Raw genomic sequence first — 13494 nt, forward strand, 5'->3', positions numbered from 1 at the left:
ATTGATTCTTAAACTATAATGTCTACCAATTCAGGTCGATGATCTCATCGTCCTTAAATTGGGATTTAATATTTGTAAATTCTGTAATGATGGTATCAATGTCTTCCTTTTTCTCAATTCGTTTTGGCAGGTGAGACAAAGAGTGTTTCTTAATTTTCTTTGAACCTGGAATCGGATCTTTTGGCTTAGCCGCTTCTTCAATTTCCCGTTCAATGGATTTTAGCCGGCTATTGATACTAAACACTTCATTGATAATCTGCCGAATACCATCCAATCCCGATTTATCATTGATGGTGATGAAATCTAAACGATTGGAGAATTCTTGTTTTTGTTCCGCATCCAGCTGGCCCCAATGATAGTTACTTTTAATGCGGTTAACTTCCTGTTGAATATTCTGATTTTCCTGTTCTCTAAACTTTTCATTCACATCAGCAATAGTACTTTCTATATCACTTGATTTATCTTTCAAGTCTGCTGCTTTTTCAAAGAAGTCATCACTCTGCAAAATATGTTTTACTTCTTCAAAATTGGGAGCTAACTGCGTTTTCAAATCACCGGTCAGGCCTTCATTGGGTAAACTATCTATTCCTGATTGCAAGTCATTTATTTTTTTAATAACTGTTTCAATGCCATTATCAAATGCTTGCTGTAATTTTTTGGCCCAAATGAGAGCTAGGTATAATTCTGCATCAGGTTTGCCCAATCTAAAAGTGGCATCTGATGCATCACCTTTTAAAATTTCAGAAATTCCTTCCTGAATAACTTTAGATTTATCAATACCCAGTAACCCTAGGTTTTTTAATTTTACATCGTGTGCAGCATATTTATTTAAGAAATCGGGGAAATGTTTCATTACTGCCTCAGCAATCTTTTGGGGCAATGGAGGTACCGTATTTAAAGTCAGCTCGGTAAGATTCTTTGCAGCACAGAGTTTTTGCTCCTGTGTTGGCTGGTCATCTTTGTGGAGAGTAATACCAATTTGATTAAAAGCAGCTCCGCTAGATAATTTTTCGATGGCTAACGGACCCTTTACTGTTACATAGTCTCCTGCAATACGGAGCTTAATTTCGGATGCCAGAAACATGATAGTAATCAAGTAACGGGTAGTATCCTTATGCCAGCCAAACTCCGCTTCATTAAAATGATCCAATAATTTTTTTCCGTCAACCTGTCCCTCTTTTTGCAGGTATTCATTAATTGCTTTTAATGGAGCTGCATTTACATCAATACTACCATCCGTTCTTATCAGACTAAAATGATTGAGTGCAGGGGAAACCGATTTTAGATTGTCAAATTGCAATATTTTTTGAGCCGCAATACTCTCTACAGCTTCAGGTGCTAATTCGTATTTATGGTACACTTTCTCAGCACAGGTTTTTAGCCAACTATTAGCAGCTTCTCTTAAACCAGAGGATGAAATGTTCTTGCAAGCTTTTGCTGTACCTCTGAAAATAAACTCTCCTTTTTCCAGGGCTCCAACTAAGGTTCTACGCAGACTAGCTTTCATGGCTTCTGCTTCCTGGTATTGGCTGTTTAAATAATCGATGATCTCTTTATCGGTATACTTATTTTTACGGGAGGATATTTCCACGCATCTTACAATTTCTTCTAGGGTAGCATCTAGATTTGCATCGAACTGACCCAGAAAATATATTTTACTTGAATTCCCCGCTTCAGTGCTTTTAATTTTTAACTCTTCCAGCATAATAGTATAACCGGATGCCTGCACAAAATGAAGCTCGGTTTGAATTTCATCACTTGGCTCCAATAGTTTGGAAAGTCTTCCATCCAATATAAATTGGATACCAGTTTTTACAGATTTAGTATTGATAACCCTTACTGATGGAACTGGGGTAAAAATATCTTCTATTTGTCCTTCATACACTTTTCTAATCTCACTGTTTCCAACATGAATTTTTTCTTTATCCTTTTCAAGGCCAATAATCGCATCGGTCATAAACCTTAACTGGCCATCAATTTCAGAAAGTGTTAAACCTGGTGTATTCTTTAATTCAACAATTATAGTTTTAACAGCATCTTTTTGTGAAGATGCTTCTACCATTGGGTGCATCATTGCTGCCAGGTTTTCTAAGGACAAATGGAAGTCATCCAAAATTTGAAGGGTGGCAATCGATTTTGCCACATTAGATTGAGGTGTGTTGTCCTTAAAAATATCGATGACCCGATCTACGGACGTTGTAACATGAGGATAGGATCTTCTGATATCAGATTTTAAAACATTATAGATGTGTGCAGTACTCGCTAATGTTCCCACGTTGGTTTCCGCTAATTTATCGCCTGTGCTTTCCGTTAATACATCTTGTATTACCCGGATAGCCGATCGCAAACCAATGCCCCCTGTTTTTTTTGCAAGCCTTTGCAACAACGACAATAACAAATTCAAATGATGTGGAAGGAAAGGATAGAGATCCACAAATGATTTTTCATCCAGATCTGACTTGTAAATTGTTTTTTCTACATGCTCAAGTCTTGAATTTAAACGAAGCATTTCGCCGCTGCTTGCATATATTCCTTTTAATTCATTTGAACCACTATTTGATTTTCCCAACAGACGTTGTGTAACAATCTCCTTAATATCAGAAGCTTCAATTTCTATCTTAATTGGAAATCGATCATTCAGCTTAAATAGCTTGGCAGAATTAAGTTGTGCATTCGGGTTGTCCTCTGTTAAAGTTTGTTGGGCTGTAGCTAACAGCCAGGCCTTCCCTTTACCGATGTCTTTCAGGTTTTCCATCAAACCCTGCATTTTGGTAATCAGGGAATCATCAGCAGCTACATATTGTCCCACTTCATCTATGATAAATAGCACATTATCCTTACCTGATTTTCTTTTAATCAGATCAAGCATTTGTGTGACCTTATCTTTGTCAGTTTCAATATCCTCGACCTTGGTAATGTTGAATGACTTTGCATCCTTCCAAATTTTAGGATAAAACCTGGGGGCTAGTTCCTGCGCAATTGTTTTTGCGGTTAGTTTATCCTCAAACTTGATTGTATCCCAGTCTTCCTCAAACTCTTTAGTAACAGCTTTTTTAAAATCCTCTAAAACGCCATCCATTTCCATTTTACGCTCCAACAAGGCAATCTTTTCTTCCGAAGCATAACCCGCCCATCGCATTACATCATGATAGATAATATTGCCAACAGGCGCCAGGGCATGAGAGCTGATTTGCTGAGTTGCCAAATCAATCAAGAAAACGACCGGGTCGTATTTTTTTACTAGTCCATTTAATAATTGGGTTACAGGATTGGAGTTAATTCTGTTGGTTAATCGTTCTCGGAAAGTAACGCCATCTAAAACTAGATCATTTTTCAACCCCAAACCAAAATACTTGGCAAATGAGCTTTTACCAGAACCATAGAATCCGGAAACCCAGATTCCGATCTCATGAGATTCCGACTCCATACCTGTAGTCATTAAATCCAGTACTTTATCGAAGCTGCTTTTTAGTTTATCCGTTACTACATATTCCGATATTTCCCGTTGCAGTGAACTGGGTTCCATACTTCCAAATGTGACTACTTTCTCAATACTCCGATAGATATCTTTTGAGGGGTCAAAAAGGTCTTTGATTTTGCTCATAAGTTAAAAATGTTTTGATCTGTAATTTCCATCCTGTGGGTAAAAGCCTAAAAACTCTAAACTGGAACCTGATATGGTTCCAGGATAAAGAATGATTAGGGGAATAGTTATGTCAGTATAAATGTTTTGTTCTACTGGTCCAAACCTAGTGAATGGGTGAATGGCTTCCAAATCTGTAATGATCAACAAGGGTTTTGTCTGCCCGGCTAATTTGGACTGTGCTTCTAAAACAGAATTTTCTATCACCTTATTTTCAACAATCATTGAACCCAGTTCACTTTTGAAAAATGTAGAAATAGATTCCATTCCATCATCCACTTCAGGAATAGGCCATTTCTCTCTTCTTGGATTATTTATAAAGTACTGATTAATTACAGATGCCATCGACAATGTATTAAAAGAATATCCAAAACCTTTAGTCAAACTGAGCCAACTAGGAAGTTTCCTTTTTACTTCCAAACACAGGCTGGTTTCAAAAGTCAAATAACAGATGAGCTTATCACCTGTATGATGATGAGAACCCGGGTCCGCCAAATATTCCAATATGGCTTTGAATTTATTATCTAATGGCATCGATTAATTCTTTCATGTTTTTGTAATGCCAGGTGATTCTTAAAAGATCCCCTGAATTTTGAAAAATAAAATGACCTTGAATCGCTAATCTTTCAAGATGCTTTATTGTATCATAACGGTCATATCCAAATAAAGACCACTCTTCAGCAGATGCTATGGCTTCATCAGCGTATCCCATAAAGTGTAATTCATGCGCCAGGTAATTTGCAATATTATCTGACAGGAATAAAGAGATAACGTTGTATTTTTTATCAATTAATCTAAAATCAATCAACGCTGCAATTATATAGGAGGCTACTCTTACCTGGGTACCTTCTGACCACTTCCTGTCAATTTTACCGTATTTTATGGCTTCTTTAATAAAGTCCTTTACGTCTTCGGATTTAATAGTTGGTTTTGTAACCTGATTTCCTTTTTTCCAATATACTTCCCTTATAAAATCAAATAGTATCCTGTTTGCCCTGGCTGTGTATAAAAGCAATAAATGAATTAATTGGTCAAGACTCATGTACCTCTCCTGCAGTTGTCGAAGATATAAAGGGACTTCAGGATTATTTTTTACATATCGTTTATAAAAAACAACTTTTACAATATCATTAATTCTTCTTTCTGAAGATTTAACCAAGGAATTGGACTCAATAACCTTCTTTGCAAAATCTTCCTTACTTACTCCAAACTCATACAACTCTAATAGCGAAAGAGTCTCCTGAATTAATCCGGTTCCTTTACCAAGTTCAATATTGTATGTGGACTGATTTTCCATTAATTCAAATAAGGATAAGACCTATAATCATTTTTAAATGCTTCATAATAATGTTTGGCGATAGACTGGAAAACTACCTTGTCATGTAACTCATCATGGGTTCCAACCATTAAGGGTCCTTTTGCCGGTGAAATTGATATACCAGATGAAATTTCCAACATTTCATTCATTAGTTCATTCTCCGTTAATATTTTCAAATTCCCTTTCTGGTTTTTTAGATCATTGAATATTTCCTCTTCCCATTTTTGGGGTAACCGGAAAATATGATATCTACCAGGACCGATATTATTATCATGTTCCCTCTTGCAAATTTCTGTTGCTAACTGAAGCACCGCAGATCTCTTTGTTTTTGGTAATACATAATCAAGAAATTCCTCGCCTTTTCCTGAAATAACTTTTGCGGGCCACCAATTGTGGTATTCGCCAAGGAGGGTAATTATATATCTGAGCCTAATCCAACTGCTTGTTTCTTTTTCCATCTTTTTCTTTCACTTTTTTAATCTGATATTTTTCCCTACCACCTCCATCGCTTCATTCGCCAACTCCTCATCTTTCACCACTGCATAAATTTGATCAGCCAACCACAACGTCATTAATTCATCACTATTGGCTTTGAGTATATTAGCAATGACGGGGATCTGTTCCCGTTTGATTTGTCGTAATCCCTTTTCAATCTTGCTCATTTGAGCCGTATCTATTTCTAGACTTGAGGCAACCTGCCGCAAATACAAATTTTGCTTCTCCCTAAGTGATCGTATTCTTTGTCCAAACTGACTTTCCATCATTTTTCTTTTGACTTGTCAAATAGTGGCAAATATAGGATATTGCAGCCAACATATTGACGGTCAATAAAAAGTGAAGCTTTTGGAGTTAAATTTACTTCCTAAAAGTAAGAAGACACTTGAGAGAAGGGACTTTTGGGAATGAGGGAAATGGGGTCAAAATCAATATAATACAAGTTGATTAGTGAAACCAATAATTAAAACTCGTCAGGTGATGTAAAGCTAGATATTGACGGCTATAAACAACGGTAGATCAATAATAAGAATGCCGAGCGTGATATGCTCGGCATTCTTACCCTTCTAAAGTTATTAATATTATTCATTTGTCAAGTAATTTTTCAATTCAATTTCTGTATCGTATCCATATCCTTTCAGTTCAGCGCCGGCTGAGTGAAAAAATAAATCCCAAAATAGTTCCACGTTCTCAATCTGTTTACCTGCAAATGGTCCTGCTGCTTCGGTACTTGTCGCGCCGTAAATCAAAACTTTTACTCCTGCCAAGTCAGGTATTTTATCAACGTCTTTAAGTTCAGTAACCTTTTTGTTAATATCTGCTCCTTTGAGTTTACCAAAGGTTGTAAAGTCATAAGTCTTTGCGCTATTCTCATTTACCATGTCGCTAAAAATAACAATACATGTTTCATATTCAAAGTTTTCGATGCCTTCTGCATCGTTTATAATTTTGTCTGTATTGTTGCTGTAACTTTTTTTAGTTTCCACCAGCTTCTTGGCTTCATTCAAAGCATTTACAATGTCGGTGTAGCCTCCACAATCCTTGCGTTCTTTGCGCTTTGCTAAAATTGTCTCAGCAATGTCGTTTTTCACGGTAACATTCACGTAGCGTTTCAACCTTGCTCGGCTGCTGTCTGCTTTATGGTTCACACCGTCTGCCTTGTTTTCAAAATTCATTTCTGCAAGGTCAAAACTGTAAATGCGTTCTGCCTTTTCTTGGCTGCAACCGTCAATAAACTGCACAATTAATTTATCCTTGTCGCCAATGTTTGGCAAAATGGTTTCCTGTATAGTCGCAATGTAGCGTTGCATAACTTGTTCAGGCACACTGGTTGAATTATCAATCAGCACTACAAAATTTTTGCGGTTGGTCGTGTCGCATCCGGTAATAGTAACCAGTATGCTTATTAATATAAGTGTTATCTGTTTCATGTGCATTTTATTTTAGTGGTTAATTATAGTTTGTGGCAATTCTTTGGTGTGTCCGTTCATCTGTTCTTTGGTAATAATCAAAGTGGGCTGCACTGGTGTATTATGCAGCACCTCTTTTTTGTAGCGTTCCATTGCTTCCTTTTCAAAACTGTTATAGGTTTCGCAAAAGTGTCCTGCAAGGCTTTCCTTTTCAATACTGTGCTTCTCGTTGTAGTTTTCCTTGTAAACTCTAAACTCGTCAAGCACAGTCCAAGTGTCATGCAACTCACTTTTAAAGTGGTCTTCCATCTGTTGTAAGTTGGTGGCAATGGTGCTTTCCTTTCTTGCAATTTCTCTTTCTGCTCCTGCAATTCGCAAAGTGTTATTGTAAGCATTCAAGTATCTGCTTCTTTTGTAAGTATAATATCCTACTGCAATTGGCAATAACATTCCAAGTATCATTACAACATATTTTGCTGCATCATCTCCACCTTCACCTTCTAAAACATTGCTTCTTCTCAAACACAACCAGTAAAAAAATACTTCAAAAGCTATGCACACTAATGTTACAAGTCCAAACTCCGCCCAACTTCTTTTTTTAGCTTCTACTTGTTTGTATGCAGGCTTGTTAATTGCCATTGCAAACCATTGTTCAAAAAAGTAAAAACTAACTCCTGTTGCTGCCAATGCAACAAAACATCTAAGCAAAATCCATCCTAACCCTTTTGCTTCCATTACACTTTCAATAGCAAAATAATTACAGGCGGTTTCGGCAACCATGCCAACAAAAACCCAAAACCATAATTTTCTAACTGTTCCTCTTATGCTGTCCCATTCATCAGCTTCAACTGTCGCGTGTTCATACCACTTTTGCAATTGCGTATTTCTTGTCTTAATGGCTTCAGCCATTTTCTTGTTTTGGTTTTTCAAACGTTTCGCCAAATTCATTGTGCGTTGCATCAGCCAGTTTAAAACCTGTGTTGCAAAACCTTTAATTCCTTCGGTGTTCTTAAACCATGCTTTAAACCAAAGCATAAACCACATGTATCGTGGCATCAGGTGTTTTGTAATTCTTTTCATTGTCTTTCTTTTTTTTAATTGTTTATAAATGATTATTGATTTACTGTTTGATGATTGTTACAGTAGCGCCATTTACAGTAATGGTGGTGCTTCCGATTCCTTTAATTTGGTAGGTAGTACCGTTAATAATTACAGTACTTGTGCTACTTGTTCCTGCCTTATTTACATTCCAGTTGTTGTCGTTATTGTTTGGCTTGGTGTTGCTTCCCCAGTCGTAGGGTGTGGGTTCAATTGTGTCGTCATTATATGCATTTATATCATTACGCTTATACACTTGCAGGTCTGCTACTTCTAAAATCGTTGCCCATTCATTCTTACTTTCGGGAGGAATTGTACCAATTTCCCAACCACTAGTTGTTGTTTCAATGAATGAATACTTATTTCCATTATGTAAGTAGTAACCTCCACAATTACCGCATGAAATGGCTGCTGCCAAGTGTCCGGGTAAACTCACAAGCACGGCGTCAAACCCGAATGTTTTAAGCAACGCAACTGTCAAGGCGGCTTTGTCCTCACAATCTCCGCCTTGCTCTACTAAAGTTTCAATAGGGTATTTGGGGTAATCCCATCCGTTGTTGTAAGGGTCGCTTTTGTAAGGCAATGCCTGTTGCACAAAGGCAACTAAGTATTCAGCCAAAGTAAAGCCTGTGTAGCCAAGGTCGTTTGCATCCTCGTCAAGTACTTTAGCTAACTGCAATAAATAAGGGTGTGTGCTATGTTCGGTAGCATAGTTCTCAATGGCATGCGTTTTGGACAAGCCACGGTAATAAATGTAGTCGTTGTAGTTAAATGTAAGTTGGTCGGTAAAAGTGTAGCCGCCATACCTCCATTGCACTGTGCGTTTGTAAACGCTGGTCTGTGCCTGTGCCGTAAACATCATTACGGTAAACATTAAAAGCATAAAGTGTTTCATCATGTTTGTTTTTGTTGTTATTAAAATTTTCACTCCGCAAATATTTTCACACAGGCAGTTATCCAAAGTTCCAATCGTGTTTATTGTCGGTGTGTTTTTCATTAGGTAAATATTTAGTTGAGGGTAGTTATCCAAAGTATTCTGCGTTCCATTTTGTTGTTTGATAAACACAAATGTTTGCACCAATAGGGTTATCCAAAGTTTAGGGAAATAAAAAAGCCGACTTCAAAACGAAGTCGGCTTAGTAGAATAGAGAAGGATGGATTTTAAATATCCATCAGTTTATATCTTAACAGAAGGCTTTGCAGTTCTTTATTGTCAATGTTATTGAAGTCAGACCAGTCAGTAATTTCTTTCAATAGATTGTTTGTATTGTCAATGGAAATAATGTCATTGAAAAGTGTGTCCAACCTTTTAAATTTAGGACATTGTCCCTTGTTCAAAATGTAGTTTATACGATTTAAACTATTGGGTTTTGGTAGAGTTCTGTTATCAAAAGCATTATTGATTTTTTCAACCAAAGCTGTCAAATGGTCTTGGTCATTACCTAAACTTTCAATGCTTGACATTTCTTCTTCAAGAAACTCACTGCTTAAAAAATCATATTCCTCTTTGAGGATTTTAGGTGATTTGTTTTTACCATTTGCAAATTCCTTAATTGTCTCAATCACGATTTTAAATTGTGTTGATAAAGCCAAATGAGTAGAGAACACTGCTTTTATTTTACCTGAAAAATAATCCTCGTAGGTTTTATCTCTGTCCTTTTTGTTTTTTGAAGTTTTGCTATCTAAAATTTCATCAGGGATTGTATAAAGCCTTTCAATAATTTCCTGTGGCGTTATATTTTCATCAATAAAAATCATTGCCAATACAAGCCTTCTGCCTAATAATTTTATGTATCTAAAAGTATTTACTTCTGCTTCTGTGATTTCACTGCTTCTTAGTTTTGAAGTCCACACAATTGCACCGGAAAATTTTAAATCTCCTAAACCTGAATTGTCTTCTTTAATATTGCTTTCAATGTAATCTAAAACATGCTTGTTGATTTTCATTTCAGCCTCTAAGTATTCTTGATGCTTTTCCTTATGGTGCTTGTAGTATGATTTGAGAGGATAGAAAAATGCCCTGCTCTTATCTGAAACTTTATTCCATGCTCCTTTGTCTGGTTGAAAAATATTATTGTCATTAAAATTCTCCTCTGCATATTCTTTTACTGCATCAAAAAAAATACTGAATGAACTGGAGTTGCTTATTACATCATCTTTGATAAACCAAGGAATATCATACTTGCTTTTTTTCTGAACTCTTTTGTTGATAGCTCCTTTCTTACTTGTAAGCACTGAATAAGCCAAAGGGTAATCACTTCTTAGTTTCACTTGTTCAATTACATCATAACCTTGTCTATCAAACCAATTTCCGTTTTCTTCTTCCAAACGAATGTCAGAAATGAAGAGTGAAATTCTTGGTGCATTCTCCTTTAGCTTTTCATAAACTTCTTTCTCGGTTGCTGCAAGATGGCAAACAACATTTTTTGCTTTGAAGTAGTCTGATACAATTTTGCGAATGCCTTCGGTGTCATCAAAAAACAATACCTCCCAATGTATATTTTCCTCTTGCTTGTTTTCTGCATCATCATTTGACTTGGGAGCTAAGTCAGCAATTTGATTGGAGAATTTGGAAACTTGATTTCCTGCGTTGCTGTATTTGAAAATAGTTTTATTCTCTTTTTCCTTCCAATTCTGTTCAATGTCTGCTTTTTTTTTGTCCTTCCAGTGCTGTTCAATGTCTGCTTTGGTTTCGCTTACCAAAGAGGCAAAATGTTTATTGAAGTCTGAAATTTTTTGAGAGTCAATTTCTCTTAGCAACTGTTTTTTGTAATCCTCAAATTTGTGGCTTACACTTTCAATTACTTTGGCAATGGTCTTTTCTGTGTAAACATTGTTCACAGTGTTTTTAAGTCTGTGAAGCAATTCGTGAATTATTCCTTTCGTATCAAAAACATTGTAGTGAATATCGTCTAACAAATCTTCACTGAGTTTAGGAACTTTTTTATCACCTTCCGAAAGCCAATTCTCAATTTCAGTTACATTAATTCCTTTCTTAGTAAACCGTCTTAACCTTGTGCCTGATGTAAATAAAATTTTTGCATCCTTTCTGTTCCTAAAATGCTCTTCTGCATAACTTGAATAAGCTACAATCAGCCCTTTATATCTTTTGTCTTTCCTAAGTGTTTTGATTATTTCTATTCCCTTAAAGTTTGTTCGGTGTTCTCCTTCAATGTTGGTTTCCAAAAGAACAACAATACAATCTTTAGTTTCTAAGAATATATTTTTCTCAAACTCCGAAATAGAAAACACAACATCATCAGGATATGAAATGCCTAAGTCAGCACTAAGTTTTTCAGCGTAACTTTTATTGTTGTCCCAAATAAGTAAAGCGTTTGCCATTAGCGATATTCTAATAAAAATTTTATCGTGTGTTCAATGTAATTCAAGGCATAAGGTAAATCAAAGGGTTTGATTTCATTTAAATCATCAATGCCGTGTTTGAAATAATTAAAGATTTGTCTGTAATCAAATTCTTTCATGTCAATCTGCTTTGCTTTCCAATCACCTTTTGAAAGTTCTTTTGTTGCTGGTATTCTCGATTCAATTGAATTACCTGTCATCATCCAAAGGTTTCTGAAATTTGGATTACCCTTTATTGCTTCCTCAATAAATTTCAACATCGGTTCAATACTGTCAAGTATCTGGCTGATTTGAAACATGGTTGTATCAATTGAAACTAACTTGTTCGTTTTGTCAAAAGCAAGACTTCTCAAGGTATGGCGGTGCTTTATTGCCAAAGTTTTATTGTAAAGGTTTTGTAAGTGCTTGTTATCTCTTTGCCCTGGCAAAGATTTCTTGATGCAGTTGAAAGCAAATTGCTTTAGCTCCGAAGCAGTAGAAATATTTTTTGACCACAACGCAACTGCACCAATTCTTAACGCTTCGTTGTTGGTAGCAATTTTATTACTGGCAGTAAACATTATCACTGGCACATACTTATTGATTTGAAGTATTTCTGTCAAAAGTTTAATGCCTGAAACTTCATTAGTCGGTTTGGTTTTATCTGCGTCCTTTTCAAGCCGAAAATCTAAAAGCACTAAGTCATAATCAAAGACGGTTGCAAGTCTTTCAAGAATGGTTTTAACCTTCTGCTTTTCTTCCTGAAAGTCGGAAAGGTTTTTTGCTCCAAAATGGCTAAAAGCAAATTTGCTTTGTGCTTCCTTATCAGCTTCCCTGTATTGATCAAGAAAAGAAACTTGCTCCTGTTCTTTTGCTTTTATGAAATTGCTGATTGCAGCATAATCACTTTTCGTTGTTAAAGTTGCTCCTTCAAACAATAGCTTCAAAACATTTTCCCATTTGTCGGCTTCATCATCAATGTATAAAATCTTCTTCCCTGTAATTGCTTTCTTAAATTCTTCATCAGTTAGTTTTAGTTCTTCTGAAAACAGGTTGGCTTCTTGTTGCAGGAAATGAATTTTCTTTTGCCAAAGTTCTAAATCAAAAGTGCTGTCGGTTTTGTTTTCAATTTCCCGTTTCAATTTTTCTGCACCTTTCTCATTCCTTATATCGTGTTCACTCTTGCCTTCATCAATTTCATTTTGTAAAACATACGGCTTTAAAATTTCCCTGTTTAGCTTTTCTGCGGACTTAAAAACGGACTGTGCTTTATCTCATGGATATTTTTAAGATGAAACAAGTGTGTGGCAGGGGAACACAAAAGCGTGTTTTCAGAATTGCGAAGAAACGTTTCCAAAGGGTAGGAGTAGCTCAATAGAATAGGGAGAAACTGAAAACCATTTAACTCGGTTGTAAGGCGAATGTGTTTGAATAATTCCAAACCTTGTAAGGTTTGGCGTTGTGTGTCTTGAAATTTTAGTTCAAGCGGAAAATAGATTTGTGTAACGCCTCCAAATTCCTGTAACTTCTTTAGCGTTTCAGTCAATGACAAATCGCTAACATCTAAAAACAAGTTTTCAGTCGGTAGATACTGGCGGATGCCTTCGTTATTTTCTATTATTAAAAGCATCTTCTGTTACTTGGCTTGTTTTAATTTCTCCTGTAAATATTTGTCTCTTGTGGTAACTTTATTTTCAATTGCAGTTTCACTTTCGTTAGAGTAAATTGATTTGAAAATTGCTTCGGTAAAATCTTCTTCCCTTTGGTCAAAGGTGAAAACCTTTTCAAAAATTCTTTTCACCTTATCGCCCTTTTCGTCTTTCAAAATATCAACTACATCAGGGTAATGCAAACCATTTTTGTCCCTCTTTTCCGTAACTCCTTTTACAACATTGGTAAACCCAGTTAGTTTGAATTTCGGTTCTCCATGTTTAAGAATATGGAAGTCAGATTTAGTTACAATTTTTATGAATGCATTAAAATCAGTTTCAGGAATTAAATCATAAACGAAATACAAACCTTCTTTTGAAAAATCGGTTGTAGGTTTGAAAATGATTTCATCTTCAAAAAACAGAATTGTTGTTTGCGATTTCCCATTTAACACTTTAATGTCTGCTCTGCTATCTGCAAAGTTGTCAAAGCCGGTATTAAGAGAAGCTGCTTTTGTGAATACAATTATTTTTTTCATT

Annotated in this window: 12 protein-coding genes; all 12 read right to left on the minus strand. The window is 35.9% G+C overall.

The features are described from left to right. Nucleotides 1-22: 22 nt before the first annotated feature. Nucleotides 23-3604: a BREX system P-loop protein BrxC gene (gene brxC, locus IPI31_00060; GenBank protein ID MBK7566196.1), complete on the minus strand. Its 3582-nt coding sequence runs from the start codon at nucleotides 3602-3604 to the stop codon at nucleotides 23-25. A 3-nt stretch (nucleotides 3605-3607) separates the two neighbouring features. Continuing rightward, the gene (locus IPI31_00065) at nucleotides 3608-4177 is read right to left on the minus strand and encodes a DUF1788 domain-containing protein (GenBank protein MBK7566197.1); all 570 of its coding nucleotides are present in this window, start codon (nucleotides 4175-4177) and stop codon (nucleotides 3608-3610) included. Next, a complete protein-coding gene (locus IPI31_00070) occupies nucleotides 4164-4940 on the minus strand; it encodes a DUF1819 family protein (GenBank protein MBK7566198.1) in 777 nt (258 codons plus the stop codon). Before IPI31_00070 ends, IPI31_00065 begins: the two co-directional genes overlap by 14 nt. Continuing rightward, nucleotides 4940-5419, minus strand: a complete 480-nt coding sequence (locus IPI31_00075; protein MBK7566199.1) for a BrxE family protein — start codon at nucleotides 5417-5419, stop codon at nucleotides 4940-4942. The genes IPI31_00070 and IPI31_00075 overlap by 1 nt, the downstream gene beginning before the upstream one ends. A gap of 9 nt (nucleotides 5420-5428) precedes the next feature. Then, the gene (locus IPI31_00080) at nucleotides 5429-5722 is read right to left on the minus strand and encodes a helix-turn-helix transcriptional regulator (protein MBK7566200.1); all 294 of its coding nucleotides are present in this window, start codon (nucleotides 5720-5722) and stop codon (nucleotides 5429-5431) included. A gap of 315 nt (nucleotides 5723-6037) precedes the next feature. Further along, nucleotides 6038-6886, minus strand: a complete 849-nt coding sequence (locus tag IPI31_00085) for a hypothetical protein (protein MBK7566201.1) — start codon at nucleotides 6884-6886, stop codon at nucleotides 6038-6040. A 12-nt stretch (nucleotides 6887-6898) separates the two neighbouring features. Beyond that, on the minus strand, nucleotides 6899-7945 hold the full coding sequence (locus IPI31_00090; protein ID MBK7566202.1) for a hypothetical protein: 1047 nt from the start codon (nucleotides 7943-7945) through the stop codon (nucleotides 6899-6901). A gap of 40 nt (nucleotides 7946-7985) precedes the next feature. Next, nucleotides 7986-8960, minus strand: a complete 975-nt coding sequence (locus IPI31_00095) for a hypothetical protein (GenBank protein ID MBK7566203.1) — start codon at nucleotides 8958-8960, stop codon at nucleotides 7986-7988. Between the two features lie 164 nt (nucleotides 8961-9124). After that, complete coding sequence (locus IPI31_00100; GenBank protein ID MBK7566204.1) at nucleotides 9125-11305, minus strand: response regulator; 2181 nt, start codon at nucleotides 11303-11305, stop codon at nucleotides 9125-9127. Next, entirely contained in the window at nucleotides 11305-12447 is a 1143-nt protein-coding gene (locus IPI31_00105; GenBank protein ID MBK7566205.1) for a response regulator, read from the minus strand. The genes IPI31_00100 and IPI31_00105 overlap by 1 nt, the downstream gene beginning before the upstream one ends. Before the next feature lie 92 nt (nucleotides 12448-12539). Continuing rightward, on the minus strand, nucleotides 12540-12935 hold the full coding sequence (locus IPI31_00110; GenBank protein ID MBK7566206.1) for a hypothetical protein: 396 nt from the start codon (nucleotides 12933-12935) through the stop codon (nucleotides 12540-12542). 6 nt (nucleotides 12936-12941) lie between these two features. Beyond that, nucleotides 12942-13493: a hypothetical protein gene (locus IPI31_00115; protein ID MBK7566207.1), complete on the minus strand. Its 552-nt coding sequence runs from the start codon at nucleotides 13491-13493 to the stop codon at nucleotides 12942-12944. Nucleotide 13494: the final 1 nt, after the last annotated feature.

The sequence above is a fragment of the Bacteroidota bacterium genome (genome assembly GCA_016706865.1).
Taxonomy (GTDB): Bacteria; Bacteroidota; Bacteroidia; order Chitinophagales; family BACL12; genus UBA7236.